We start from the raw sequence: 24,766 nt of genomic DNA, 5'->3' as shown, positions 1-24,766 counted from the left end.
CGGCGCAAGACGCCGCCGACAACGCATTCAAGGAGAGCAGTATGGCACTTTGGGGTGGACGCTTCAGTCAGGGAGCCGATAGCAGGTTCAAGCAGTTCAACGATTCGCTGCGGTTCGATTACCGGCTGGCGGAGCAGGATATCCAGGGCTCCATGGCCTGGGCCAAGGCGCTGGTGAAAGTGGGCGTATTGACCGCCGACGAGCAAGGAAAGCTGCAACAGGCGATGGAAGTGCTGCTCGCCTCGGTGCAGCAGGATCCCCACCAGATCCTCAATTCCGATGCCGAAGACATTCACTCCTGGGTCGAAAGTCAGCTCATTGCCGCCGTCGGCGATCTTGGGAAGAAGCTGCACACCGGCCGCTCGCGCAACGATCAGGTCGCCACCGACCTGAAACTCTGGTGCAAGGCGCAAGGGGAGTTGCTGCTCGGTTCCATCAGTGCCCTGCAATCCGGGTTGGTCGCCTCTGCCCGTGCCAATCAGGCTGCCGTGCTGCCGGGCTACACCCACTTGCAGCGCGCCCAGCCCGTCACCTTCGCCCACTGGGCGCTGGCCTATGTGGAGATGCTGGAGCGGGACTATTCCCGTCTGCAGGATGCCCTGAAGCGCCTCGATACCAGCCCGCTCGGCTGCGGCGCCCTGGCGGGTACCGCCTATGCCATCGACCGTGAAGCACTGGCGCTGGACATGGGCTTTAGCGGCGCGACCCGCAACAGCCTGGATTCGGTATCGGACAGGGATCACGTGGTGGAGCTGATGCACGTGGCGTCCCTCTCCATGACCCACCTGTCGCGCTTTGCCGAAGACCTTATCTTCTACAACACGGGCGAGGCGGGCTTTGTCGAGCTCTCCGATGCGGTCACCTCGGGTTCCTCCCTGATGCCGCAGAAGAAGAACCCGGATGCGCTCGAGCTCATTCGTGGCAAGACAGGGCGGGTAGTTGGCGCCCAGATGGGCATGCTGATGAACCTGAAGGCGCTGCCGCTGGCCTACAACAAGGACATGCAGGAAGACAAGGAAGGGCTGTTCGATGCCCTCGACACCTGGCACGACTGCCTCGACATGGCTGCGTTGGTGCTGATCGACCTGAAGGTGAACGTCGAGCGCACCAAGGCGGCGGCCCAGGGCGGCTACGCCAACGCCACCGAGCTGGCGGACTATCTGGTGGCCAAGGGCATTCCTTTCCGTGAGGCGCACCATATCGTCGGCGAGACAGTGGTCTATGCGCTTGAGGTGAAGAAGCCGCTGGAAGATCTCTCGCTGCCCGAGTTCCAGCGCTTCAGTCCCGTCATCGGCGAGGATGTTTATCCCAACCTGGAGCTGGAAGCGACGCTGGCCAAGCGGGTCGCCAAAGGCGGCGTCGCCCGCGAGCTGGTGGATGCGGCGCTCACAGCCGCCGAACAGTGGCTGGCCAAGCGGGCAGGTTAACCCCACCGGCTTGTCATTCGAAGAAGAAAGCAGAACGGCAACCCGAGGTTGCCGTTTTTTTGTTTGCCTGATGATGAAGGGGAGGGAGATTGCCTGCCCAGATGCCAGGAAAAAGAGACCGTATCCTCAGCTCTGGTGCGTGGCATGGGCCCGCTGCACCGCCTGGGTGAGCAGGCTTTGCAACTGGCGTTCGGCCTCACCGGATCCATTGCCTGCTCCCAGCAGTACGACCCCCAGCGTGCCCGGCGACGGCAGCACATCGGCCAACCGGGAGAGAGAGGCCGGCATGCCGATGGCAGAGCGCACTGTGATCCCGAGCCCTGCCTGCAAGGCCGCCCAGATCCCGCCCAGACTCTGGCTGGTGAAGGCGATGCGCCATGGGATACCTGCGTCCTCCAGAGCCTTGATGGCCCGTGAACGCATCAGGCAGGGGGCATCGAAGAGCACCAGGGGCAAGGGCTCTCCGCGTGCCAGCAGGGGGGCTGGCTCCCAGTTCGGGTGAGCAATCCACTGGAGTGACACCAAGTCGATGAGATGGGCGTCCATCCTCTCTTCCGGGTGCTGCCAGGCCAAGGCCATGTCGAGGGTTCCCTCCCTGATCCCTTTCATCAGCTGTGCATTGCGATCGATGCGCGTCGTCATGCGAAGCGCGGGGTGCTGACGACAGAGGGGGCCCAGCACGGCGGGCAGTAGGGATTCACCAAAATCTTCCTGAACCCCCAGCCTGATCTCCCCTTGCAGCAGTTCCCCTTTCAGGGCAAGCACGGCTTCGTCGTTGAGCTCAAGCAGCCGTTTGGCATATCCCAGCAGTCGTTCGCCACTGGCCGTCGGGACCAGGTGGCGGCCCCTCTTCATGACCAGTGCGGTACCGCATTGCTGTTCGAGTTTTTTCAACTGTGCGCTGACCGCCGAGGTGGAACGGCACAGCCGCTGCGCCGCCAGCGCAAAGCTGCCACAGTCCAGCCCAAGGACATAGCTGCGCAGAGCATCGAGATCCAGGTTCAGGGGAAGGGGTTGCATGATAGTCCTGATAATCGGGATTGTTTGTCTTGAACGTTTTGATTTTTAAAATTGTAGCAGTGATAGAGAGTGGCTTCACCAACCAAGGAGATTGCCATGACCCATCCTGTTCTTGATCGTGACGACCTGGCGCTGGCAGCGCCGAGACTGTCCCAGCTGGCGGAAGAGACGCTGTTTTGCGATATCTGGCAGCGGCCCGCCTTGTCTGCGCGCGAACGCAGCCTGATCACCCTGGCCGTACTGGCGTCGCTGGGCCGGGTGCAACAGCTGCCGTGGCACATAGCGTTTGCCCAGCAAAACGGCCTGACACGGGAGCAGCTGGAGGAGCTGTTCACCCATCTCGCTTTCTACGCCGGATTGCCTGCGGCGGTCACCGCCGTGAGCTACCTGCCCAGCCGTGAGGAGCCGCACCCATGCCGCTGACCCGTATCACGCTGCGCGAGGGGATGAGTGACGCGCGCCTGCAGCAGCTCTCCGACCTCTATCATGAGACCCTGGTGGAGGTGTTTGATGTACCGCGGGAGGACAAATTCCAGATCCTGGAGGCCTTGCCAGCCAAGGCGCTTGTTTATCATCCCCACTATCAGACCGGCCAACGGGACGGTGACTTCATCCTCTTCCAGATCCTGGCGGGGAGGCCGCGCAGCACTGAGGTCAAGCAGCGGCTCTATCTGCGGCTTGCCGAGCGTCTGCACGCAGACATGGACATTCACCCCGACAACCTCATGGTGGTCATTCAGCTGAACGGCAGCGAGGAGTGGAGTTTCGGACGGGGTCTGATGTTTCGGCAGGGGGTGATCTTATGATCGCCATGCATTACAGATTCACCCTGCCAGCGGATTACGACATGGGGCTTATCGAAGAGCGTATCGCCAGCAATGGCGCCAAACTCGACGGCTTCCCTGGCTTGCTGTTCAAGGCCTATCTCTATGGCCGCCATGACGAGGCCGCGCTGCCATGCCGGGAGAATCGCTATGCCCCCTTCTATGTGTGGCAAAGCGTCGAGGCGATGCACAGTTTCTTGGTCAGCGAGGGCTTCGCGGCGCTCACAAGGCACTTTGGCTGGCCCCATATCGAGACCTGGCATCTGCTGTCAGCCCCGCAGATGGAGGCGCTTGACCAGGCCAGGGTGGCCATCTTGCGGCGCACCCGCATTGCGCCGCATTGCAGCCTGGCCGAGCTGCACACCGGGGCCATGCTGAGCGGATGGGATGTTTCCCGTTGGCAATGGCTGGAGGTGGATTTCCTGCCGTCGCTGCCGCCGACGATGCCGCCAGAGGCCGACGTCTATCACATTGGTTATCTCGCCAAAGGAGTTCCAGCCTGAGTGGGTAACGACAACATGAGGGGGATCCATGTCCTCACTCGTCATTTGACCTGATGCTTCACCAGCATACGGTGTTAAATCTGGTGTGCAGTGAAGTGCTGGTATTTGGCGCCTGATGGTCGTTGCCAGCCGCATACGATCAAGGTTCTCGTAGGATATCGGCAGGCAGATTCGAGATGACGGCGCTCGCCTAGCGGGGCATGATCTCGAGGTATTGCGTACGGACACACCACCCCGGATAAAGGAGCCTGCATGTATCTGCCATCCCATTTCGAAACGCCCGACCTCGCGTCGCTGCATCAACTGATCCTGGCCCATCCGCTGGGGGCCCTGATCACCCACGGTGAGCGGGGGCTGGATGCGAACCATCTGCCGTTCGAGCTGGATGCCGGGAGTGGGGAGCAGGGCGTATTGCGCGCCCATGTCGCCCGCAACAACCCGCTCTGGCAGGAGGCCAGCAATGGCGACGAGGTGTTGGTGATCTTCAAGGCTGCGGATGCCTATATCTCCCCCAGCAGGTATCCGAGCAAGCAAGTGCATCACCAGCAGGTGCCGACCTGGAATTACAGCGTGGTACACGCCCACGGCCGAATTCGTATCCACGATGATGCGCGCTTCGTGCGCCGGCTGCTGGCGAACCTGACCCGCACTCATGAGGCCGCTGAGTCTGCCCCCTGGAAGATGGCGGATGCGCCGAGGGAATATATTGAGGCTATGGTGCAGGCTGTTGTTGGTATCGAAATCGATATAACCGAGCTGGTCGGCAAGTTCAAACTGAGTCAAAACAAGGCAGAGGCGGATCGTCAGGGCGCGGCAGACAGCTTGCAAGCGCGTGGGCAGGTAGAGATAGCGGAGGCGATGCTGAGTCCACCTCCTTCACTACCCTAGCGTTGCATCCTGCGATCCGGGCCGACAAAAACGGCAACCCCCGAGGTTGCCGTTTTTATGTGTTTATTTTCAATCAGGCACTGGCATTGAGCAGCTTGCCGACCCCTTCGCCCTTGCCATTGGGCAGGGTCTGCTTGAAGGCGCTTAGCAGTTGATCCAGGTTCAGATCGCTGTTGCCCAGTGTGCCCTTGAGGGTATCGAGTCTGCTTTGCAGGGCATCCAAGCGGGTGCTCTGGGTGCCGTTGGCGAGCTGGTTGCGGGCTGTGTCTATGGCCTCGGGCAGGGACTGGCCATTGTTCTCCTGCCCCAGGGTCTGCATCAGCTCGCTCATAAACTGGTTGATGGCGGGGCGGTTCTGCTCGCTGTCGGCATCCTTGACCCCCAGCCGCTGGAACAGGCTCTGGACTGTGGGGGGCAGGCGTTCTTCCTGTACCGGCTCAGGTTCGGGCTGGGCTTTGGCGTTTCTGCTCAGCAGATAGCTGCCCAGCTTGAGGGCTATCGAGGCGATGGGAAGCAGGGTGCTGATCATGATGTCACTCTCCGGTACGGCTGATGACAATGACAGAGCAGGGATTGAGCCAGTTTGGCGAAAAATTCAGCAATCGAAGACAGGGTGCTGATCCTGCTGTGAATTTAGTTTTTGGGACTATATGGGGGAGGAGAAGGATTGCGGGAGAAGCGGCAAACCCTTGCAGCGCCAGGCTGGCCGGTTTGCCGCCGAGGTCGCCGGATCAGAGCTCCCTGAAGGGGCGACGTTTCTCCTCTTCGATGACGATGGCTTCCAGGTTGGCAATACGCTCCTGCAACTTGTTGATGATCACATCCTGCTTGCCGAGGCGGTCAGTGATGCGGGCATCTCCCAACTGGTAGCGGGCACGTTTGGTGAGATAGCCGAACAGCATGCTGATAAAGACGATCAGGACTATGCCAGTCCACATGGTCATGAGTGACTCCTTGTCGATAAATACGCGAGAAATGGCTCTGTTGTCTCATACCCGGTGAGGGGCCGCAATGCCCGCTCAGGTGGTGAGCATGAGCCCGGAGATACCCGGGATCATGCCATTGATGGCCTCGTTCCTGTCCGGAACTTGATGCCGGCCACGTTTGTGGTAGTGGCGCCTCAGACCCCCTGCCAGAGGGGGCGTCCGAGCCAGAGTCCCCACAGTGTGAGGTGCAGCAGCACGATAAACCAGAACACCAGCCGGTAGCTGCCCTTCTGGGTCTTGTGGCGCAGCCAGTGACGGGCGACCAGCGCCCCGGGCCAGCCACCGCACAGCTCCAGCAGATGGAGGCGAGATTCGGGGATGCGCCAGCCGCCGCGAATGGCCTGCCGCTTGTCGTGGGCGTAGGCCAGTACCGTCAGCAGGCTCATGGTGGTGACGATGGCGAGCGGCCACCAGTTGGCGTCAACCAGGCCAAGCCAGGCGGTCCAGAGCAGGGGAAACAGGGCGAGCCAGATCACAGTGCCAGCTCCCAGCCACGTGGGGCGTCAGGGCTCAGACTGCGGATCACGCGAGCGGGGTTGCCCACGGCCACCGAGTCGGCGGGGATGTCGCGAGTCACAACGGCGCCAGCCCCTATGATGGAGCGCGCCCCTATGGTGACTCCGGGGCAGATGATGGCGCCGCCGCCGATCCAGCAGTCATCGCCTATGTGTACCGGCTTGTTGTAAGCGGTCCAGTTGCGGCGCGCCAGGTAATCCATGCTGTGGGTGGCCGTGTAGATCTGCACGTTGGGGGCCAGCAGCACATGGTTGCCGATATGCACTTCACCCACGTCGAGAATGGTGACGTTGAAGTTGAAGAAGGTCTGCTCGCCGATATGGATATTGCGGCCAAATTCACAGGTGAAAGGAGTGCTTATCCAGCTGGAAGCGGGACAGTGACCGAACAGCTCGCCGCACAGGCGCTGGCGCAGGGGGTGATCCCCGGCGGGTGACGCATTGAGTTGTGCCAGCAGCGCCTGACCCCGGATCCTGTCATCCGCTATCTCCTCGCTCTGGCTATCCAGGGCGCCGCCCGCCAGTATCTTGTCCCAGTCGCTTGCCATGCTCGTCTCTCCTCATGTGCCAAGAGGAGCCAGTATACGCCACCCGTCTTGCAGCGTCAGGCTGTCACTTGCTGCAAGATCAGGCGCTTGGCCAGATGAGCGGCAGGATCAGCAGGGCAGAAACCAGATAGGGCAGCAGCACCATGAGTCCCAGCCGGCGCCCGCCAATACCCAGTGCCAACACGCCTTTCACTAGCGAGTTGACCAGCCCCGCCAGCAGTATGCCCCGGGCCGCGACCTCCAGCCCCAGCTCCTTGTGGGAGAGCTGGGAGAGCGACAGGGTAATGGCGTCCACGTCCGTGATCCCCGACACCAGTGCCAGCAGATAGACACCCGAGTCACCCACCCGGCTTTGCAACAGTGTTGCCATGAAACCTATCAGCGCCAGCAGCAGGCCGAACTTGATGGCGGTGGCGAGATCCAGCGGATTGCTGGTTCTGGGCTGCACTGGCCCGTCGGTCAGCGCTTCCCGCTGGCGCCAGAACCAGAATGCAAAGCCGTAGACAATGACTGCCAGCAGCAGCAGGGGAGCGGCGAGGCGCATCGCCAGCTCCTTGTGGATCAGCAATACCAGCACCAGCAGCCGCACCCACATGGTGGCCCCCGCCAGCAGTATGCCGGTGGCCAGCAGCCGTTCCAGCCCGCCCTGCTCCTTGTTGAGGCGGGCAAACTGCAGCGTGAGGGCGGTGGAGGATGCGAGCCCCGCCAGCATGCTGGTGAGCACCAGCCCGGCGCGGGTGCCGAGCAGACGCACCGCGAAGTGGCCACAAAACGAGATGCCGGCGATCACCACTACCATTAGCCAGATCTTGAAGGGGTTGAAGGCATCGAGGGGACCCATCTCCTCGTTGGGCAGCACCGGCAGCAGCACCAGGGAGATAAGCAGAAAGCGCAGTGTGGCGTGAAATTCGGTTTCGCTCAGAAACAGCATCCCTTGCTGGATCTTGCCCTTGAGCCCCATCAAGAGAGCGGCCAGCACGGCGCAGGCCACCGCCTCGCTCGGGCTCAGCAGCACGGACATCAGCCCCAGCAGATAAGTGAGCAGCATGGCCACCGAGCTGGTGAGGCCGAACTCCCCCTGCCAGCGCTGGGCCAGCCAGACCGAGAGGCCGCAGCCCATGACCACAGCCAGCAGACCGAGCAGCGGCAGCCAGTGGCCCAGGGTCGGCAACAGCAGAGCGCAGACGCCGCCGAGCAGGCCGATGAGGCCATAGGTTCGCATCCCGGCGATGCGCTGGTTGTCCCCCAGCTGGCGCACCTGCCAGCCACGCTCCAGCCCTATGATGAGGCCGATGGCCAGCGACACCAGGGCGCCATTGACGGGGTCTGCATTGATCCACATAACGACTTCCTTTTCGCTGTGTGATTGCTTTTAACCCATGATGGCACAGGCTGTATCGGGGCAGGGAGGCATGGCTCACAGAGTGTGCGAATGGGGCCGTGCTGCGGATTGATATGAGCAAAAGAGATAAGCAAAGCGTTATTTCTTGGTTCTCGGCATAACAAGCCCGCGGCATGCTGCATTCAACCCAAGGATATGGAGTATCACCATGAAACTACGAATGACAGCCCTGACCCTGCTCTCCCTGCTGGCCCTCGGTCAGGCCAATGCCGCCGAGATCCGTCTGCTCAACGTCTCCTACGATCCGACTCGCGAGCTGTTCCAGGAGTACAACGCCGCTTTTGCCAAAGAGTGGAAAGCGAAGACGGGTGACGATGTGGTGGTGAGCCAGTCTCACGGTGGTTCCGGCAAGCAGGCGCGGGCCGTGGTGGATGGGCTGGAGGCGGATCTGGTTTCGCTGGCACTGGCCTATGACGTCGATGCCGTCGCCAAGGAGGGGCTTATCGCCGCCGACTGGCAGAGTCGCCTTGCCAACAACGCGTCCCCCTACACCTCCACCATCGTCTTCCTGGTACGCAAGGACAATCCCAAGCAGATCAAGGATTGGGGCGATCTGGTGCGCAAGGATGTAGCTATCGTCACCCCCAACCCCAAGACCTCCGGCGGGGCGCGCTGGAACTACCTGGCGGCCTGGGGCTATGCCCTGAAGAAAAGCGGCAGTGAGGAGGGGGCCAAACAGTTCGTCGGCGATCTCTACAAGAACGTCAAGGTGCTGGATTCAGGGGCCCGTGGCGCCACCACCAGCTTTATCGAGCGCGGTCTCGGCGATGTCTTGCTGGCGTGGGAAAACGAAGCCCTGCTGGTGCTGGGTCAGGCAGGCAACAGCGACAAATTTGAACTTGTGGTGCCGTCCGTCTCCATCCTGGCGGAGCCTCCTGTGGCCGTGGTCGACAAGGTGGCCAGGAAGCATGGCACCGAGGCTGTCGCCAAGGGTTACCTTGAGTATCTCTACTCGGACGAGGGGCAGCGCATCATCGCCAAGTATCACTACCGCCCCAGCAATCCTGCAATCCAGAAGGAGACGGCAGCCCAGTTCCCGCAACTGACCCTGTTTACCGTCAAGGATCTGGAAGGGGACTGGGACAAGGCCCAGCAGAAGCACTTCGCCCAAGGCGGGCTGTTTGACCAGATTTACCAGCCGGGCGGCTAAGGCCCCCTGCTTCCTTGTGGCATGTTCACCCCGCACTGGCCCCTGTGCCAGCTGATAGGAGCACCAAGATGAACAAGATCCTCCTGGTTCCCGGTCTGCACAACAGTGGGCCGGATCATTGGCAGAGCCGCTGGCATCAATATTTCCCCCACTGGCAGCGGATGGTTGGCCTGCCGTGGGACAAACCGGACCTGACGGTCTGGAGCGCCAAGCTGGCGAGCAAGCTGCGCAGCCGGCGCGGCCGGGCCCATCTGGTGGCCCACTCCTTCGGCGCCCTGGCGGCCATCACGGCGGCGCGCCAGCAGCCCGACAAGGTGGCCTCGCTCTTTATCGTGGCGCCGGCGGATCCTGCCCATTTCGGCATAGTGGATGAGGCGCTGGCCGGTTCGCTCAAGGTATCGGCACAGCTGATCGCCAGTCGCAACGATCCCTGGCTCAGTTTCGAGCGAGCCGAATACTGGAGTCGCCAGTGGCAGGTGCCGCTGTTCGATGCCGGTGAGGTGGGCCATATCAATGCTCAGTCCGGTCATGGGGAGTGGAGCCTGGGGCTCAACCTGCTCGGCACCCTCTATCGCCGGGCCGAGATGGTTGTCGAGCCTGCGCCTGCTGTGTGGGAGCGACGCGCGGCCCTCAGTTTTCGGTGAAAGGGTTGCCAATACCCGTTCAATTTGCAGAGAAGGAGAGAGAGCACCCGACATGACAACAGCCTGATTTTGATTGCTTGGTACATTGCACGACGCTCCATTTTTTAGGTCTTTTATTTATATAAAAGACCTTTTTTTCATTTTATGGCGCTAAAAACCAGTGCCGCCCTGGTTAGATAAAAAAGTGCTTAGCAAAGGCGTTATTGGTGTTTGTTGTCTCAAACAGGCGTGCGCAGAATCGCTGTATCGAATGTTTTTCATAACAAACGGAAGCGTTATGCGATTTGGTTCTTACTCCGTCTTGCCAGGCTTTGGTCCGACCCTCGGCTTCAGCCTGCTCTATCTCGGTATCCTGGTACTGCTGCCGCTCTCGGCGCTGGTGTTGTTCGCGGTGAACAATCTTACTGCGGGGGAATTCTGGCAGGTGATCGGCTCACCCCGGGTGCTCGCCTCCTTTCGCCTGAGTTTCGGTGCCGCTTTCATCGCGGCGCTGCTGAACAGCCTGTTCGGCTTGATCCTCGCCTGGGTGCTGGTGCGTTACAGCTTCCCCGGTCGTCGGCTGGTGGATGCGCTGATCGATCTGCCGTTCGCCATGCCCACCGCCGTCTCCGGCATTGCCCTGTGTGCCATCTTCGCCCCCAACGGCTGGATCGGGCAGTGGGTCGCCCCACTGGGCATAGAGCTTGCCTACAACCCCATCGGCGTGGTGATTGCCCTCACCTTCATCGGGTTGCCTTTCGTGGTACGCACCCTGCAGCCAGTGCTGCGGGAGGCAGAGACGGAACAGGAAGAGGCCGCCGCCAGCCTGGGGGCCGACCGCTGGCAAACCTTTTTGCGGGTGCTGTGGCCAACCCTGATCCCGGCACTGCTCACAGGTTTTGCCCTGGCGTTTGCCCGTGGCGTGGGGGAGTACGGCTCCGTCATCTTTATCGCCGGCAATCTGCCCATGGTTTCCGAGATTGCCCCCCTGATGATCATGAGCCATCTGGAGGAGTACGACTATGCAGGTGCTTCTGCCATCGCCGTGGTCATGCTGCTGGTCTCATTCATTTTGTTATTGCTCATCAACAAGTTGCAGGCCTGGAGCTGGGCACGCATAGGAGGGACTCGCGTATGAGCGCATCCAACTCGACACTGGATCTGGTCCAGGGTGTGGCGCCAGCCCCGCTGGCCCGCCACCCTTCCGTCACTCGTGAGCCCATCTGGGTCAAATGGCTGCTCATTGCCCTTGGACTGGGCTGGTTTGCCGCTCTGCTGCTGTTGCCGCTGGCCACCGTCTTCATTCAGGCGCTGAGCCCGGGCCTCACCTTCTTCTGGCACGCCATCAGCGAGCCGGATGCCCTGAGTGCCCTGGGCTTGACCGCCCTGGTCACGCTTTGTGCCGTGCCCCTCAACCTGCTGTTCGGGCTGGCGGCGGCCTGGGCCATAGCCCGCTTCCGCTTCCCCGGTCGGCAGCTGCTCATCACCCTCATCGACCTGCCGTTCTCTGTCTCGCCGGTGATCGCCGGGCTCATGCTGGTGCTGCTGTTTGGCAGTCGCGGCTGGTTTGGCGACTGGCTGAGCGAGCATGACATCAAGGTCATCTTCGCCACCCCGGGCATCATTCTGGCCACCACCTTCATTACCGTGCCCTTCGTGGTGCGCGAGCTGCTGCCCCAGATGGAGGCCCGTGGCCCGGAAGAGGAGGAAGCGGCCATCATGTTGGGGGCGAGCGGTTTGCAAATGTTCTGGCGAGTGACCCTGCCCGGCATCCGCTGGAGCCTGATGTATGGCCTGCTGCTCTGTACCGCCCGGGCTGTGGGGGAATTTGGGGCTGTGTCGGTGGTCTCCGGCCATATTCGCGGCCAGACCAATACCCTGCCGCTGCATATCGAGATCCTCTACAACGAGTACCAGACCGGCGCCGCCTTCGCGGTGGCAAGCCTGCTGGCCCTGTTCGGGATCTTCACCCTGCTGGGCGAAACCCTGCTGGCCCGGCTACGTGTGCAGCCTGACAAGCCCCACTGATATTGCGAGAGAGGCACGGCTGCGCGAGCTGCCGGGCCCCATACCCCATTGATCTCGATATAACGATTATTGAAAAGAGGCATCTATGAGCATTCAGGTTCAAGGGCTCAACAAGCATTTCAACCAGTACGCGGCGCTGGCCGACATCAACCTCGACTTTCACGATGGCGAGCTGGTGGCGCTGCTGGGCCCCTCCGGCTGTGGCAAAACCACCTTGCTGCGCATCATAGCCGGGCTGGAGCAGGCCGACTCTGGCCACGTCATCATCCGCGGTGAGCATGCAACCGACCTTGATGTGCGTGAGCGCAACGTGGGTTTCGTGTTCCAGCACTACGCCCTGTTTCGCCACATGACGGTGTTCGAGAACGTGGCATTCGGCCTGCGGGTCAAGCCGAGGTCAGAGCGTCCCACCGAGGCTGTCATCCGCGCCCGGGTCAAGGAGCTGCTGGATCTGGTGCAGCTCAGCCATGTGGCCGATCGCCACCCGACCCAGCTCTCCGGCGGTCAGCGCCAGCGGGTCGCCCTGGCCCGCGCCCTGGCGGTGCAACCCAAGGTGCTGCTGCTGGATGAGCCCTTCGGTGCCCTCGATGCCCAGGTACGCAAGGAGCTGCGCCGCTGGTTACGCGAACTGCATGACGAGCTGCATGTCACCAGCCTGTTCGTGACCCACGATCAGGAGGAGGCGCTGGAGGTAGCGGATCGGGTGGTGCTGATGAACGCCGGCCGGGTCGAGCAGATAGGCACACCGGCCGAGGTCTATGACCAGCCCGCCAGTGCCTTTGTGCACAGCTTTCTCGGCAGCGTGAACCTGTTTCGCGGTCGGGTGGCAGGTCAGGGGCTCGGCATTGGCGAACAGTGGCTGGGAGGCCCCATCAGCTCTCATCTGGCGGAGGGCAGCGCTGCGATCGCCTATGTGCGTCCCCACGAGCTGGAGATAGTGCCTGCGGATGCAAGCGGGGGGATCCGCGCCACCATCACCCGACTGCTGCCCATGGGGCCCCGTATCCGGGTGGAGTTGCGTGGCATTGGGGATACAAACGGTGCACACTTCGAGGCCGAATTGAGCAAAGAGGCGGCCAGGGCATTTGCCCCGGGGCAGGGGGTGCGACTGGTAGCCAGGCAGGCCCAGCTCTATCCGGACTACCAGATTTGATGGCCAGGGTTTGCATCCAGGCGAGAGCGACTCGCCGCCATCCTATGCCAACCGACAGGATCAGGGTGTGACCCTCTTATCGCGATAACAGTATCAGGCTTGCAGTCCGGCACAGGGTCGGGCTGGCAATAACAAAAACGGCGGCGGGACCAACCCGACCGGCCAGTCAGCGCAGGAGGCGATGGCGTGAATTTTCAGCAGTTACGCATTATACGGGAAGCGGCGCGGCGGGATTACAACCTGACCGAGGTGGCCAATGCCCTGTTTACCTCCCAGTCCGGGGTCAGCCGCCATATTCGCGAGCTGGAGGAGGAGCTGGGGATAGAGCTGTTCATCCGCTATGGCAAGCGGCTGCTCGGCATGACGGAGCCCGGCAAGGAGTTGCTGGTGATCGCCGAGCGCATCCTCAATGACGCCAACAATATCCGCAAACTGGCCAGCACCTTTGCCAACCGCGAGTCCGGCAGGCTGCTGGTGGCCACCACTCACACCCAGGCCCGTTACGCCCTGCCGAGGGTGGTGAAGGCGTTTCGCGAACAGTTTCCGCTGGTGCAACTGGAGCTGCGTCAGGGCAGCCCTGAGGAGATAGTGCGGCTGGTGCAGACCGGCGAGGTGGATATCGGCATCAGCAGCGAGCGGCTCGACAAGAGCGAAGGGGTGGTGGCGTTTCCCTACTACCGCTGGCATCACAACATAGTGGTGCCCGAGCAGCACCCCCTCACCGCCGAGCGGGAGCTGACACTGGCGGCGTTGGCACACTGGCCCATCATCACCTATCAGGCCGGATTGACCGGACGGGCGCGGGTGGATGAGGCGTTTGCCGAGGCGGGGATCACGCCGCAAATATTGCTGACTGCCCAGGATTCGGACGTCATCAAGACCTATGTCGAGCTGGAGATGGGGGTCGGCATATTGGCGGACATGGCATTCGATACCCAGCGCGACAGGGGGCTGGTGCAGCTTGACGGCAGCCGGCTGTTTGCGCCACACACCGCCTGGATCGGGCTCAAGCAGGGGCAGTTCCAGCACAACTTCGCCTGGCAATTTATCCAGCTCTGCAATCCGGAGCTGGCGCTGGCAGACATTCAGGCCCGCGCCATGGGTGGTGAGCCTGTCATCGACTACCAGATCTGAACCTTGCCAGACGATGTGAAACGGGGAGCCAGTGGCTCCCCGTTTTGTTGGCGGCGAGGGCGCGCAGGACAGTGACACACATGGCGGTCACCAAGGGCCTCATATGAATTTTTTCGCTTAGGTTTGCCGCTTTACTTCGTTTGTTATCACGCACTTTGGTTACAGGATGGAACAAGTGACTGACAACAGCCGACATATTCAGGATAAAGCATGCCGTACAGCTACCTATCACATCTGCGTTGCAGCAAGACCGGCGATATCCATGATGCCGATCAGCCCCAGCAACTGAGCCAGGTGGGGGCACCCCTGCTGGCCAGCTACGATCTCGAGGCCCTGAAGAAGGTTTGGCATCCGGCCGCTCTGCTAGGTCGTCCTGCCACCCTGTGGCGTTATCACGAGCTGCTGCCGGTGCGTGACCCCGCCCAGGTGGTGACACTGGGGGAAGGATTGACACCCTTGTTGCCCTTGCGCGCACTGGGCAAGCAGGTCGGCATTCCGGATCTCTGGATGAAGGATGAGAGCATCATCCCCACCGGATCCTTCAAGGCCCGTGGCGCAGCCGTTGGCATTTCCCGTGCTCGTGAACTCGGTGTCACCCATTTTGCCATGCCCACCAACGGCAATGCGGGAGCCGCATGGGCTCTTTATGGTGCCCGTGCCGGCCTGCGCAGCACCATAGTCATGCCACAGGAAGCCCCGGCCATTACCCGCTTGGAAACATCCCTGGCGGGTGCGCGTCTTTATCTGGTGGATGGCCTCATCAGCGATGCGGGCCGCCAAGTCGCTCAGGCTGTGGTGGATCAATCCCTGTTTGATGCCTCTACCCTGAAGGAGCCCTATCGGATCGAAGGCAAGAAGACAATGGGGCTGGAGATCGCCGAACAGCTGGGTTGGAAGTTGCCAGATGTAATCATCTACCCCACAGGTGGCGGGGTTGGTCTCATCGGCATCTACAAGGCGCTCCGTGAGTTGCAGGAATTGGGCTGGGTCAAAGGGGACCTGCCCCGACTGGTGGCGGTGCAGGCGAGCGGTTGCGCACCCATAGTGCAGGCCTGGCAGCAAGGGGCCAGCGAGTCGAGCTTCTGGCCGGATTCCCAGACCCTGGCCTTTGGCATCAATGTGCCCAAGGCGCTGGGAGATTTTCTGGTGCTCGATGCGCTCTATCGTACCAATGGTTGTGCCATCGCTGTGGATGACAGGGCGATTAAGGCAGAGATCCGCCAACTTGCGTCCCTGGAGGGGAGCTTTGTCTGCCCTGAAGGGGCTGCGGCTTTCGCCGCCGCCCGCCAACTGCGGGAGAGTGGCTGGATCAAGGGGGGTGAGCAGGTCGTCGTGCTCAATACGGGGGCTGGGATCAAGTACCCGGACGCCATCACTGTGCTGCCCCAGCGACTACGCCGTGACGGGAGGATACCGGCATGACGTTCGACTGGTCTTTTATCCTCGGCACCCTGCCCGCGTTCGGCAAGGCGGTCTGGGTCACACTGCAACTTGGCGCCATGGTGATCTTTACGTCGCTGGGGGTGGCCCTGCTCAACGTGGCCCTGCTGAGCTTGCAAAAGCCACTGCTCGCCGTGTTCATCCGCGGCTATGTGGAGCTGGCCCGCAACACACCGCTGCTGATCCAGCTGTTCTTTCTCTACTTCGGGCTGCCGGCGCTGGGGCTATCGCTGTCAGGTTTTGCCACTGCGGTGATCGCCATGACCTTCCTCGGCGGTGGTTATCTGACCGAGGCGCTGAGAGCCGGTATCCAGGCCGTGCCCACCAGCCAGTTGGAAGCGGGCCGGGCCATTGGCCTCTCCCGCTGGCAACTGCTGCGCCACGTGCAACTGCCCCAGGCCTGGCTTGCCAGCCTGCCGGCACTGTTTGCCAACTTCATCTTCCTGCTCAAGGAGACGACAGTGGCCTCGGCGGTGGCGGTGCCCGAGCTGCTCTACACCACCAAGAACTACATAGCCCTCTACTACAAGACCTACGAGATGCTGGCTGTGCTGACCCTGATGTGCGTGCTGATCTTTCTGCCGCTGTCGCTCGCTCTGCGAGTTGTTGAAAGGAGGCTGCAACATGGTCAGTTCGGTCACTGAGTTGCTGGGCCAAGCCCTGCCGCTGCTGGCAATTGGCGCGGGTCAGACCCTTGCCATCTCCCTGCTCGCCATCCTGTTTGCAACCCTCGGCGGTGTCGCTTACGGCGTGCTGGCGCAACAGGGCGGACGACTGACTCTGGGCTTGCTGCGGGTTTATCTGGAGCTGTTTAGGGTGGTGCCCGTGCTGGTGTGGCTCTACCTCTTCTTCTTCGGGTTGCCGATCTTCTTCGGCCTCGATATTCCGGCCTTCTGGTGCGCAGTGCTGGTACTCGCGCTTTGGGGCGCCAGCGAGGTGGGGGAAGTGGTGCGCGGCGGCCTGGGATCCTTGGCCCGTGGTCAGCAGGAGGCCGGGTTGGCGCTCGGACTCTCGACCTGGCAGCTCTATCGCCACGTGCTGTTGCCCCAGGCGTTGCAGCGGCTGACGCCGCCGACCATCAACATCTACACCCGCATCATCAAGACCAGCTCGCTGGCTGTGCTGATCGGGGTGGTGGAGGTGATCAAGGTGGGCCAGCAGATCATAGAGCGCACCTATGCCTCCGTGCTGATCTACGGCTTGCTGTTTCTGTTCTTCTTTCTGGTCTGCTATCCGCTCTCGCTGGCCTCGCGCCGACTGGAGCAAAAATGGGGTAATGCGGTATGACACCTCTGCTTGAACTTGAGCTCGTCAGCAAACAATTCGGCCAAAACCGGGTACTGGACGGGGTCAGCCTCGCGGTGAACCCCGGGGAAGTGATCGTCATCCTGGGGCCGAGCGGCTGCGGCAAGAGCACACTGCTGCGCACCCTCAACGGGCTCGAGCCGATTCAGGGGGGCGAGATCCGCTTCGACGGCGTGCTGCTGGATGGTGCCACCGACTGGCAGCGGGTGCGCCAGCGTATCGGCATGGTGTTCCAGAGCTATCACCTCTTCCCCAATCTGACGGTGCTGGAGAACGTGCTGCTAGGCCCCCTTCAGGTGCAAAAACGGGAGCGGCAGGAGGCCCTGCTGCAGGCGGAGCAGCTGTTGACCCGCATCGGTCTGTGGGAGAAGCGCCACGCCTATCCGCGCGAGCTCTCCGGCGGCCAGCAGCAACGCATCGCCATAGTGCGGGCCCTGTGCATGAACCCCCAGGTGATGCTGTTTGACGAGGTGACCGCCGCTCTCGATCCCGAAATGGTGCAGGAGGTGCTGGAAGTGTTGCGGGATCTGGCCGGCAGCGGCATGACACTGCTTATCGTGACCCACGAGATGGCGTTCGCCCGGGCGGTGGCGGATCGCATCGTCTTCATGGATGGCGGCCATATTCTGGAGCAGGCCGCGCCCCATCAATTTTTCGATAACCCGAGGAGCCAGCGTGCGCACCAGTTCCTCGCCAAGTTTTCTTATACAGATGTCATCAAACGAAAGGAGTCAGCATGAAAAAAATCACCTCGGTTCTGTTCAGTGCCCTGATCGGCCTGGGCCTTGCCAGCGGCGCAGCCCAGGCAGCGGACGGTTCCCTCGACAAGATCAAGGCGCGGGACAAGCTCATCGTCGGCGTCTTCACCGACAAGCCCCCCTTCGGCTACGTGGATGAGAAGGGGAACTACGTGGGCTTCGATACCGATCTCGGTCGCCGCTTCGCCAAGGATCTGCTGGGAGACGAGAACAAGGTCGAGTTCGTGGCGGTGGAGCCCGCCAGCCGCATCCCCTTCCTGCAGAGCGACAAGGTGGATCTGATCCTCGCCAACATGACGGTGACGCCGGAGCGGCGCGAGGTGGTGGATTTCACCAACCCGAACCTGCGAGTGGCGGTACAGGTGCTGGTGCCGGAAGGGAGCCCGGCCAAGGGATTAGGCGATCTGGCGGACAAGACCCTGATTGTCACTACTGGCACCACAGCCGACATCTGGCTGACCCGCAATCATCCAGATTGGAAGGTGCTCAAGTTCGAGAAGAATACCGAATCCCTGCAGGCGCTGGCTCAGGGCCGTGGTGATGCCTACGCCCAGGACAATCTGGTGCTGTTCAGCTGGGCCAAGGAGAATCCGGGCTACCGGGTGCTGCCCGAGAAGCTGGGGGCGGAAGACCCCATAGCGCCAGCGGTGAAGAAGGGCAATATCGAGCTGCGTGACTGGGTCAATGACCGCCTCGCCAAGCTGGGTGAAGAAAAGTACCTGCTCAAGCTCTACGACCAGTATGTGCGCGACAAGTTGAGTGCCGATACCGACCCCAACGACGTGATAGTGGAAGGGGGAAAGTGGCAGGGGTAATCCTGTTGAAAGAGTGAAAAGTGTGCTGAGAAAAGTGAAGTGTGTGAAGCGTGAAGTCCTGGTTCCGTTGGTCCGCAAACCGCAAGGTTTGACCTTTCAGGCGTCCCCGTTCGGGGGACGCTTTTTTTATTTGCCGCGCTTGTACGTATCCGTTAAGCGCAATCCTGGCATCCTGCCAGTTGGTGTCGATACCCGGCTTATCCGGGCGGGCGCTGGCCGACGTCAGGTCGGCAAGCCCGCCATCGACTACCCGATACGAGCCTTGCCAGAGTACGTAAAACGGGGAGCTATTGGCTCCCCGTTTTGTTTATGGCGTTATCACTCTGTGCCGGATCAGTTCAGAGCAATCCAGGCATCCTGCCAGTTGGTGCCGATACCCGGCTTATTCGGGCTGGCGCTGGCAGAATCAAGGTCCGCTCTCGACTTTCAGAACTGGCTCAGTTCAACGCAATCCAGGCGTCCTGCCAGTTGGTGCCGATACCCGGCTTATTCGGGCTGGCGCTGGCAGACATTCAGGTCCGCTCTCGATTTTCAGAACTGGCTCAGTTCAGCGCAATCCAGGCGTCCTGCCAGTTGGTGCCGATACCCGGTTCATACTGGGTGGCGCTGGCCGACCACTGGCTGCACCAGCCTCGGTAGGGGAAGGGCTTGCACTGATAGACCTTGCCGTTCTTGGGTTGCAACACCTTGGTGCCGTCCGTGTAGGAGGTCAGTCCCTGCGGGAAGGTGAACTGGTAGTCACCGCCACCTGCCGAGTCCTTGAGCATCAGGTCCAGGGTCTGCTGCAGGGCTTCGCCCCCCGCCTTCGGCTTGGCCTCGATCACCAGTTGGTGGTGACCCGCGCTGAGCCCGGTGAGCGGCATGGTGAAGCTCTGGCTGCTGTCCTTGATGTCGGCGGCAGACTGGCCCTTGGCCACACCACCATGGTCATACAAGGTATTGGTGACAGTCAGGTCCCCCTGGGCAGTGATGGTGAAGTCGAGGGTCACCTTGCCGTCGTCGAGCAGGTATTCGCTCTCCAGACCGCTCACGCTGATGTCGTTGCCCACCGGCGGTTGCAGCTGTTCGAGCTGGATCTCGACCCGTTCCAGTGCGCTGCCTGCCTTGAGGTAGACGGGGTTCTGGCCGTAGACGGGGTTGAACTGATTGTCGGCGTTCTGCTGACCGGCGCGGATCTGGCTCTGCTCCGCATTGATCTTGCTGGCCAGGGCATGTGCCCAGTTGTTCTTCTGGCCTTGTTCCGTGGTGGTGATGGTCAACTCGGTCTGCAGATCGGGGCGCACGCCATTGGCGTCGAACACCAGAGCTCTGGCCTTGTCACCGGCCGCCAGATCGGTGGAGGGATAAATGGTGCCCCCCTGGCTCCAGCTCAAGGGGGGCTGGGTGCCGCCCTTGAAGTTGGCATCGATCAGGTTGTAGAAGCTGTTGCTGGTATCGCCCACTTCCCACACCCCCAGGATCAGCTGATAACCGGTGCGTTCCGGCAGGTTGCAGTTGTGGGTGACCTGCTTGGGCGGCTGTACCATGTTGCCATCCACCACGCAGAAAGGGGTGAGATCGAAGGCGGCACGGGTCAGCGGCTGGTTCGGGTTCCAGTCCTGTTTGGTGAGGTAGTAACGCCAGTTGCGGGTGACATGGTTGGCGGTGAAGGTCCAGCTGATGGCGAATGGCCCGGCCTATACTTCACGCCTGGTCCAGCGATCGCTGGTCTGGGCGTTCAGCTCACTCCAGCGGGAGCTGCCCGCCGAGGCAATCTGACCATCCTGAGGGCCTGATTGCGGGAAGCCGGAGGGGCCTTCCACGCTCTGGGGTTCCCATTGCACAGCGCCACACTGGCTGTTGCCACCTTTGTTGCACAGGTAGTTACGGCTCTCGGGCTGGCTGATGTAGCCGTGGGCGAGTACGCCACCACTGGCCAGCAGCGCCAGCGCTGCCGCGACGTGATTGAGTTGGATTTTTGCTGCCATACATTCCTCTGTTCGATAGATGTGGGCAGTCAAGTTGGCAGGGGAGTTCCCCGATACACACCTGAGTGTGGCAACCCCGCTATCCTGGACGACATGTCTTTAGACCGGAGGCTTTGCGTCCTGGCCTTTCAACCAGTTTGCCAAATGACTACATAAAGGGTCATGGTGTCGCACCTTGCGACACTACCATCATGACTAATTTTGATTAGTTAATTAAGTGTAAATGTTTACAGCTTGACTCATCGGAGTAGAGCTAAAACTTAATGTTATGTTTTTAATGGTGTATTTAATCGACAAGCTAGGCTGAATGTCGCCCATCATGTCGATAACATGCAAAAATTCGACATTTTTCATCAATGAAAAAATCCTCTGCCAGCGGGCTGGCAGAGGATGAATTGCGACAGTGCAAGACGGATCAGTGGCGAGCGCGGGGGCGTTCGGCCTGATGTGATTGCTGATGCAGCGGGGCCAGCCGCTGTGCCAGGGTCTGATCGATGGCAGTGCCCAGTTTGAACACCGACAGCCGCTCATCCAGACTGCGGGAGAGGTCTGCCAGCAGCTCGCTCTCTTTCGCCAGATAGGTGGCGGATTGTGACATCTCCTGGGCCGAATCATTGATGCCACTGACGTTGCGGTTCATATCCTCGGCCACCACGCTCTGCTGTTCCGCCGCTGTGGCTATCTGGATCGCCATGTCGCTCACATGCTGGATGTGGTTGACGATGAGGGAGAGATCCTGCCCTGCCTTTTCGGACTGGCTGACGCTGCTCTCCGCCAGCTTGCGGCTGGCATCCATGGCACTGGCGGCGGTCACTGCCCGCTGCTGCAATTGGGCTATGGTGCTCTGTATCTCCTCGGTGGACTGGCGGGTGCGGCTCGCCAGCTGGCGTACCTCGTCAGCGACCACGGCAAAGCCGCGTCCCTGCTCCCCGGCCCTGGCTGCTTCAATGGCGGCGTTGAGGGCCAGCAGGTTGGTCTGCTCGGAGATGGCGCTGATGACGGCGGTCACCTCGCTTATCTGCATCACTCCCTCCTTGAGCTGATTGACCTGCTGGGTGGCCTGTTCCACCTCTGTGGCCAGCGCCTGTATGCCATTGACACTGGCATGCACGTCACGGTTGCCCAGCCCGGCCTCGCTGGTGGCTTCCTGGGTATCCCGGGCGGTATTTTCGGCGTGACCCGCCACGTCGGCAATGGTGGCGCTCATCTCATTCATGGCGGTGGCGAGCTGGGAGAGTTGATCCCGCTGGCTGTTGACCGCCTGATTGGTCTCCTCCGCCGAGGAGGCGATCCGCAGGGCGGCATCTGCCACGTTGCGGGCCCCCTGGCTGGCCTCGATCAGGGCGTGGCGAATGGCGTCGAGCCCCTGGTTGGTGCAGGCGGCGACGACCCCCATTTCATCCTTGCCGTGTACCGGTATGCTGATCACCAGATCCCCGGCCGCCACCTGCTGCATGGCTCGCTTGATCTCGGCCAGGGGATTGACGATGGAGCGGCTGATGGCAAACCCCAGCAGCCCCATCAGCAGGATCACCAGCAGGGTGGCGCCGCCCATCAGCTGGTACTGGGACCAGATGGTGGCCTGAATGTCCTGCAGCAGTACGCCAGAGCCCAGGATCCAGCCCCAGGGCTGATAGCCGGCGACCAGCGACATCTTCTGGGCGGCATCACCGGAGGGTCCGATCCACTGGTATTCAAGGCGGCCATGCTGGCCCCCCTTGCCGAGTTCCACCATGCGTTGCCAGTGATCCCCGGCTGTCTCGGTGCCGCTCTGGCCCATCTGCTGGCCAACCAGTTCCGGTTTGACGGGGTGTACCACAACGTGGCGAGTTTCATCGAGTACGAACAGATAGTTGTCGCCATCGAAGCGCATGCTGTTGAGCATGGCCTTGGCTTCTGCCTGAGCCTGTGCGGCGGGCAAGGTGGTGGCGAGTGACTGGATGCGGCTCATGGCGAGATCCAGCACGGCCTGCAGCCGGGCCTCCCGCTCACTCATCAGATTGCGATGCAAGGCACTGGCCGAAATAAGCAGCAGTGCGATGAAACCGACTAGCGCCAGTGAGAGCAGCAACATCAATTTGCGGCTCACGGCGATATCACCAAGCTTGAACATAAGGTCTCCCTGATTTCCCTGTGGGTCTTGCTGTGGCCAGACATGACGATGGCCCTGATTATTTCGTTATTAACATTTAATTAACTTTCAATAACTTGTGGTGACTGAATGCTAATTGAGTGTTTTGACAACCAGTATAGCCAGCAGACAGAAACCGTCGCTTTTGGTAGCGTGGTTGTGCGCATCCCGGCGCATCATTTGCCAAAAAATGTGAATGGCTTGGCATTTCACCAAAAGGAGCGGGCACCCGTACGGGTCAGCCCCATACAAGAGGGAATTTATGCATTCCATTGCCAGGAATTATTTGAATCAGCTCAATGCCGATTACCTGCAGGTACACAGGTGCAAGGAGGACCTGTTCTGGTCCACCTACATGGGCACCAGTGACGATCAGGCAGGTTTCACCGCCGCCGAGCAGGCCTACAAGGCGTTTTGCGCCAACCCGGCCCGACTGCCGGAGCTCAGAGAGATGCTGGCCCAGGCCGAAGAGGCGGATCTCAAGCGTGGTCTGGGGGGCTGGATTGCCTTCTTCGAGTGCAACGTCATCGAGGATCCGGCTGCCGCCGCCCTGATGGACGAGCTGGTGGCGGCCGAAGCGGCGCTGTTTGCCCGTCGCCGGGAGCTGAAACTCAGCTTGCTGGATGAGCAGGGTCAGCAGGTCGCCGGCAGTCTGCCCGCCGCCAGCACCTCCCTTGCCGCCAGCCCGAACGAGGCGGTGCGCCAGAGCGCGCTGGCCATGTTCCATACCCTGGAGCAGTGGGTGGTCGACAACGGTTTTCTCGAGGTAGTGGCGATCCGCAACCGCTTCGCCCGTGCCATGGGTTATCGCGACTATTTCGATTACAAGGTGCGCAAGAACGAGCAGATGAGCCCGGAACAGCTGTTTGACGTGCTGGATGATTTTATCGCCCGTACCGAGCAGCGGGTGCAGCAGAGTCTGGCAGAGCTGAAAAGCGCCAAGGGAGAGGCGGCGCTGCTGCCCCACAACCTGCGCTATTTCGTCAGCGGCGACGTGACACGCCAGCTCGACCCCTATGTGCCTTTCTCGCGGGCGCTGAAGGACTGGGTCGAGAGCTTCCGCCGGCTCGGCATCCAGTATCGCGATGCGACCCTGACCCTGGATCTGCTGACCCGGGAGGGGAAATACGAGAACGGCTTCTGCCACGGCCCTGTGCCCAGCTTCTGGCAGGAGGACAAGTGGGTTCCCGCCGTGGTCAACTTCACCAGTCTGGCCAACCCGGCTCAGGTGGGCAGCGGCTGGAGTGGCCTCAATACCCTGTTCCACGAGGGGGGCCACGCCGCTCACTTTGCCAATGTGACCGGCAACGCCCCTTGCTTTTCACAGGAGTTTCCACCCACCTCCATGGCCTATGCCGAGACCCAGTCCATGTTCTGCGACAGCCTGCTGGACGATGCGGACTGGCTCAAGCGCTATGCCAGGAACGCGGCGGGAGAGGTGATCCCAGATTCGCTTATCAAGGCCATGATAGCGGCGCGTCAGCCGTTTCGTGCCTTCAACGAGCGCCAGATAGCGCTGGTTTCCTACTTCGAGCGGGATCTCTACGCCATGGAGGAGAGCGTTCGCACTCCGGACGCCGTGCTGGCGCTGGCCCGTCAGTGGGAGCGAAAGATACTGGGGACTGAGAGCCCGAGGCCGCTGCTGGCCATTCCGCATCTGCTGAATCAGGAGTCGGCTTGTGCCTATCACGGCTATCTGCTGGCACTGATGGCGGTGGAGCAGACCCGCGCCTATTTCCTTCAGCGCGATGGTTATCTCACCGACAACCCGCGTATCGGTCCGGATCTGGCGGCTCACTACTGGGGGCCGGGCAACGGCATGACCCACGATGAGACGCTGCGCAGCCTGACCTGCGAGGGATTCAGCGCAGTGCCGCTGGCCGAGGTATGCAACCAGAGCGTGGCCGACGCCTGGGCGCAGGCCCAAGCCTGCATGGCGGCGGCGCAGCAAAGGCCGCCGGCCGGTGAGGGGGCGCCCCTCAATGCCCGCATCCGGGTGGTGCATGGCAGTGAGCTGATTGCCGACAACAGCGAGTCGGAGGCGCGCATGCTGGCGGACTTCGAGGGCTGGATCCGGCGCCAGAGCGAAGTCGAGCCCGCCACCCTGGGCTAGATGAACCCCGCCTGCAAAAGAGCCCTGCCAATTGGC

24 protein-coding genes, 1 pseudogene and 1 riboswitch are annotated in these 24,766 nt (G+C 61.5%); of the genes and pseudogenes, 17 read left to right on the top strand and 8 right to left on the bottom strand.

Features of this window, described 5'->3' with window-relative positions; all coding sequences use genetic code 11:
• Positions 1 to 41: 41 nt before the first annotated feature.
• On the top strand, positions 42 to 1,427 hold the full coding sequence (argH, locus tag AC1P02_RS01950) for an argininosuccinate lyase (RefSeq protein ID WP_485183831.1): 1,386 nt from the start codon (positions 42 to 44) through the stop codon (positions 1,425 to 1,427).
• 126 nt (positions 1,428 to 1,553) lie between these two features.
• On the opposite strand, the gene AC1P02_RS01945 is transcribed toward argH, so the two are convergent.
• Positions 1,554 to 2,447 (bottom strand): LysR substrate-binding domain-containing protein, encoded by an 894-nt coding sequence (locus tag AC1P02_RS01945; protein WP_087756557.1) that lies wholly within the window; start codon positions 2,445 to 2,447, stop codon positions 1,554 to 1,556.
• Between the two features lie 96 nt (positions 2,448 to 2,543).
• Here AC1P02_RS01945 and AC1P02_RS01940 point away from each other — a divergent pair, with 96 nt between their 5' ends.
• The 4 genes from AC1P02_RS01940 (at position 2,544) to AC1P02_RS01925 (ending at position 4,662) form a co-directional block, all read left to right on the top strand.
• Positions 2,544 to 2,870: a carboxymuconolactone decarboxylase family protein gene (locus tag AC1P02_RS01940; RefSeq protein ID WP_087756556.1), complete on the top strand. Its 327-nt coding sequence runs from the start codon at positions 2,544 to 2,546 to the stop codon at positions 2,868 to 2,870.
• Positions 2,861 to 3,253: a tautomerase family protein gene (locus tag AC1P02_RS01935; RefSeq protein WP_087756555.1), complete on the top strand. Its 393-nt coding sequence runs from the start codon at positions 2,861 to 2,863 to the stop codon at positions 3,251 to 3,253. Before AC1P02_RS01940 ends, AC1P02_RS01935 begins: the two co-directional genes overlap by 10 nt.
• Positions 3,254 to 3,258: 5 nt before the next feature.
• Entirely contained in the window at positions 3,259 to 3,774 is a 516-nt protein-coding gene (locus tag AC1P02_RS01930; protein WP_485183827.1) for a DUF4865 family protein, read from the top strand.
• Positions 3,775 to 4,026: 252 nt separating this feature from the next.
• Entirely contained in the window at positions 4,027 to 4,662 is a 636-nt protein-coding gene (locus AC1P02_RS01925; RefSeq protein ID WP_485183825.1) for an FMN-binding negative transcriptional regulator, read from the top strand.
• 73 nt (positions 4,663 to 4,735) lie between these two features.
• On the opposite strand, the gene AC1P02_RS01920 is transcribed toward AC1P02_RS01925, so the two are convergent.
• From AC1P02_RS01920 to AC1P02_RS01900, 5 genes are all read right to left on the bottom strand, one after another.
• Positions 4,736 to 5,191 (bottom strand): hypothetical protein, encoded by a 456-nt coding sequence (locus AC1P02_RS01920; RefSeq protein WP_485183823.1) that lies wholly within the window; start codon positions 5,189 to 5,191, stop codon positions 4,736 to 4,738.
• Between the two features lie 202 nt (positions 5,192 to 5,393).
• Positions 5,394 to 5,606 carry a hypothetical protein gene (locus AC1P02_RS01915; protein ID WP_058395380.1) on the bottom strand — a complete coding sequence of 71 codons (213 nt, stop codon included), beginning with the start codon at positions 5,604 to 5,606 and terminating at the stop codon, positions 5,394 to 5,396.
• A gap of 176 nt (positions 5,607 to 5,782) precedes the next feature.
• Positions 5,783 to 6,124, bottom strand: coding sequence for a DUF1294 domain-containing protein (locus AC1P02_RS01910; protein WP_005313737.1), 342 nt, complete (start codon positions 6,122 to 6,124; stop codon positions 5,783 to 5,785).
• Positions 6,121 to 6,711 (bottom strand): sugar O-acetyltransferase, encoded by a 591-nt coding sequence (locus AC1P02_RS01905; RefSeq protein WP_485183820.1) that lies wholly within the window; start codon positions 6,709 to 6,711, stop codon positions 6,121 to 6,123. Before AC1P02_RS01905 ends, AC1P02_RS01910 begins: the two co-directional genes overlap by 4 nt.
• A gap of 79 nt (positions 6,712 to 6,790) precedes the next feature.
• The gene (locus AC1P02_RS01900; RefSeq protein ID WP_485183818.1) at positions 6,791 to 8,053 is read right to left on the bottom strand and encodes an MgtC/SapB family protein; all 1,263 of its coding nucleotides are present in this window, start codon (positions 8,051 to 8,053) and stop codon (positions 6,791 to 6,793) included.
• A 208-nt stretch (positions 8,054 to 8,261) separates the two neighbouring features.
• Between AC1P02_RS01900 and AC1P02_RS01895 the strand changes: the two genes are divergently transcribed.
• The 11 genes from AC1P02_RS01895 to AC1P02_RS01845 all read left to right on the top strand — a co-directional run bounded on the left by AC1P02_RS01895 (position 8,262) and on the right by AC1P02_RS01845 (position 18,519).
• Complete coding sequence (locus AC1P02_RS01895; protein ID WP_485183816.1) at positions 8,262 to 9,263, top strand: sulfate ABC transporter substrate-binding protein; 1,002 nt, start codon at positions 8,262 to 8,264, stop codon at positions 9,261 to 9,263.
• Positions 9,264 to 9,331: 68 nt separating this feature from the next.
• Positions 9,332 to 9,907, top strand: coding sequence for an RBBP9/YdeN family alpha/beta hydrolase (locus AC1P02_RS01890; protein WP_058395375.1), 576 nt, complete (start codon positions 9,332 to 9,334; stop codon positions 9,905 to 9,907).
• A gap of 277 nt (positions 9,908 to 10,184) precedes the next feature.
• Complete coding sequence (cysT, locus tag AC1P02_RS01885; RefSeq protein ID WP_192896063.1) at positions 10,185 to 11,024, top strand: sulfate ABC transporter permease subunit CysT; 840 nt, start codon at positions 10,185 to 10,187, stop codon at positions 11,022 to 11,024.
• Positions 11,021 to 11,914: a sulfate ABC transporter permease subunit CysW gene (gene cysW, locus AC1P02_RS01880; protein WP_485183812.1), complete on the top strand. Its 894-nt coding sequence runs from the start codon at positions 11,021 to 11,023 to the stop codon at positions 11,912 to 11,914. The genes cysT and cysW overlap by 4 nt, the downstream gene beginning before the upstream one ends.
• A gap of 85 nt (positions 11,915 to 11,999) precedes the next feature.
• A complete protein-coding gene (locus AC1P02_RS01875; RefSeq protein ID WP_234575925.1) occupies positions 12,000 to 13,067 on the top strand; it encodes a sulfate/molybdate ABC transporter ATP-binding protein in 1,068 nt (355 codons plus the stop codon).
• A gap of 186 nt (positions 13,068 to 13,253) precedes the next feature.
• Positions 13,254 to 14,201, top strand: coding sequence for an HTH-type transcriptional regulator Cbl (cbl, locus tag AC1P02_RS01870; protein WP_058395371.1), 948 nt, complete (start codon positions 13,254 to 13,256; stop codon positions 14,199 to 14,201).
• A 210-nt stretch (positions 14,202 to 14,411) separates the two neighbouring features.
• Positions 14,412 to 15,623, top strand: coding sequence for a threonine synthase (locus AC1P02_RS01865; RefSeq protein ID WP_005313721.1), 1,212 nt, complete (start codon positions 14,412 to 14,414; stop codon positions 15,621 to 15,623).
• Positions 15,620 to 16,285, top strand: a complete 666-nt coding sequence (locus AC1P02_RS01860) for an amino acid ABC transporter permease (RefSeq protein ID WP_087756544.1) — start codon at positions 15,620 to 15,622, stop codon at positions 16,283 to 16,285. Before AC1P02_RS01865 ends, AC1P02_RS01860 begins: the two co-directional genes overlap by 4 nt.
• Complete coding sequence (locus tag AC1P02_RS01855) at positions 16,266 to 16,928, top strand: amino acid ABC transporter permease (RefSeq protein ID WP_059111773.1); 663 nt, start codon at positions 16,266 to 16,268, stop codon at positions 16,926 to 16,928. Before AC1P02_RS01860 ends, AC1P02_RS01855 begins: the two co-directional genes overlap by 20 nt.
• On the top strand, positions 16,925 to 17,686 hold the full coding sequence (locus tag AC1P02_RS01850; RefSeq protein WP_485183808.1) for an amino acid ABC transporter ATP-binding protein: 762 nt from the start codon (positions 16,925 to 16,927) through the stop codon (positions 17,684 to 17,686). Before AC1P02_RS01855 ends, AC1P02_RS01850 begins: the two co-directional genes overlap by 4 nt.
• Positions 17,683 to 18,519, top strand: coding sequence for a transporter substrate-binding domain-containing protein (locus AC1P02_RS01845; protein WP_087756541.1), 837 nt, complete (start codon positions 17,683 to 17,685; stop codon positions 18,517 to 18,519). Before AC1P02_RS01850 ends, AC1P02_RS01845 begins: the two co-directional genes overlap by 4 nt.
• 542 nt (positions 18,520 to 19,061) lie before the next feature.
• Here AC1P02_RS01845 and gbpA read toward each other — a convergent pair.
• Positions 19,062 to 20,486 (bottom strand): annotated as a pseudogene (gene gbpA / locus AC1P02_RS01840) (N-acetylglucosamine-binding protein GbpA).
• Positions 20,487 to 20,552: 66 nt separating this feature from the next.
• Positions 20,553 to 20,638, bottom strand: a riboswitch (cyclic di-GMP riboswitch).
• Positions 20,639 to 20,901: 263 nt separating this feature from the next.
• Entirely contained in the window at positions 20,902 to 22,599 is a 1,698-nt protein-coding gene (locus tag AC1P02_RS01835; protein ID WP_005313698.1) for a methyl-accepting chemotaxis protein, read from the bottom strand.
• A gap of 280 nt (positions 22,600 to 22,879) precedes the next feature.
• Between AC1P02_RS01835 and AC1P02_RS01830 the strand changes: the two genes are divergently transcribed.
• Entirely contained in the window at positions 22,880 to 24,730 is a 1,851-nt protein-coding gene (locus AC1P02_RS01830) for a M3 family metallopeptidase (protein WP_485183806.1), read from the top strand.
• The last annotated feature ends 36 nt before the right edge of the window (positions 24,731 to 24,766 follow it).

It is taken from the genome of Aeromonas sp. TS_SC_11 (assembly GCF_057318915.1).
Note: the sequence above shows the minus strand (reverse complement) of the source record. Positions and strands in the feature narration are given on the sequence as shown.

What these genes read in the sequence shown, in the direction of transcription:
- AC1P02_RS01875 (WP_234575925.1), top strand. Translation starts at nt 12,000, where the DNA reads ATGAGCATTCAGGTTCAAGGGCTCAACAAGCATTTCAACCAGTACGCG.
- AC1P02_RS01925 (WP_485183825.1), top strand. Translation starts at nt 4,027, where the DNA reads ATGTATCTGCCATCCCATTTCGAAACGCCCGACCTCGCGTCGCTGCAT.
- AC1P02_RS01850 (WP_485183808.1), top strand. Translation starts at nt 16,925, where the DNA reads ATGACACCTCTGCTTGAACTTGAGCTCGTCAGCAAACAATTCGGCCAA.
- AC1P02_RS01920 (WP_485183823.1), bottom strand. Translation starts at nt 5,191, where the DNA reads ATGATCAGCACCCTGCTTCCCATCGCCTCGATAGCCCTCAAGCTGGGC.
- AC1P02_RS01935 (WP_087756555.1), top strand. Translation starts at nt 2,861, where the DNA reads ATGCCGCTGACCCGTATCACGCTGCGCGAGGGGATGAGTGACGCGCGC.
- AC1P02_RS01865 (WP_005313721.1), top strand. Translation starts at nt 14,412, where the DNA reads ATGCCGTACAGCTACCTATCACATCTGCGTTGCAGCAAGACCGGCGAT.
- AC1P02_RS01895 (WP_485183816.1), top strand. Translation starts at nt 8,262, where the DNA reads ATGAAACTACGAATGACAGCCCTGACCCTGCTCTCCCTGCTGGCCCTC.
- argH (WP_485183831.1), top strand. Translation starts at nt 42, where the DNA reads ATGGCACTTTGGGGTGGACGCTTCAGTCAGGGAGCCGATAGCAGGTTC.
- AC1P02_RS01860 (WP_087756544.1), top strand. Translation starts at nt 15,620, where the DNA reads ATGACGTTCGACTGGTCTTTTATCCTCGGCACCCTGCCCGCGTTCGGC.
- AC1P02_RS01830 (WP_485183806.1), top strand. Translation starts at nt 22,880, where the DNA reads ATGCATTCCATTGCCAGGAATTATTTGAATCAGCTCAATGCCGATTAC.
- AC1P02_RS01900 (WP_485183818.1), bottom strand. Translation starts at nt 8,053, where the DNA reads ATGTGGATCAATGCAGACCCCGTCAATGGCGCCCTGGTGTCGCTGGCC.
- AC1P02_RS01940 (WP_087756556.1), top strand. Translation starts at nt 2,544, where the DNA reads ATGACCCATCCTGTTCTTGATCGTGACGACCTGGCGCTGGCAGCGCCG.
- AC1P02_RS01890 (WP_058395375.1), top strand. Translation starts at nt 9,332, where the DNA reads ATGAACAAGATCCTCCTGGTTCCCGGTCTGCACAACAGTGGGCCGGAT.
- AC1P02_RS01845 (WP_087756541.1), top strand. Translation starts at nt 17,683, where the DNA reads ATGAAAAAAATCACCTCGGTTCTGTTCAGTGCCCTGATCGGCCTGGGC.
- AC1P02_RS01905 (WP_485183820.1), bottom strand. Translation starts at nt 6,711, where the DNA reads ATGGCAAGCGACTGGGACAAGATACTGGCGGGCGGCGCCCTGGATAGC.
- AC1P02_RS01835 (WP_005313698.1), bottom strand. Translation starts at nt 22,599, where the DNA reads ATGTTCAAGCTTGGTGATATCGCCGTGAGCCGCAAATTGATGTTGCTG.
- AC1P02_RS01915 (WP_058395380.1), bottom strand. Translation starts at nt 5,606, where the DNA reads ATGACCATGTGGACTGGCATAGTCCTGATCGTCTTTATCAGCATGCTG.
- AC1P02_RS01855 (WP_059111773.1), top strand. Translation starts at nt 16,266, where the DNA reads ATGGTCAGTTCGGTCACTGAGTTGCTGGGCCAAGCCCTGCCGCTGCTG.
- cysW (WP_485183812.1), top strand. Translation starts at nt 11,021, where the DNA reads ATGAGCGCATCCAACTCGACACTGGATCTGGTCCAGGGTGTGGCGCCA.
- cysT (WP_192896063.1), top strand. Translation starts at nt 10,185, where the DNA reads ATGCGATTTGGTTCTTACTCCGTCTTGCCAGGCTTTGGTCCGACCCTC.
- AC1P02_RS01945 (WP_087756557.1), bottom strand. Translation starts at nt 2,447, where the DNA reads ATGCAACCCCTTCCCCTGAACCTGGATCTCGATGCTCTGCGCAGCTAT.
- AC1P02_RS01930 (WP_485183827.1), top strand. Translation starts at nt 3,259, where the DNA reads ATGCATTACAGATTCACCCTGCCAGCGGATTACGACATGGGGCTTATC.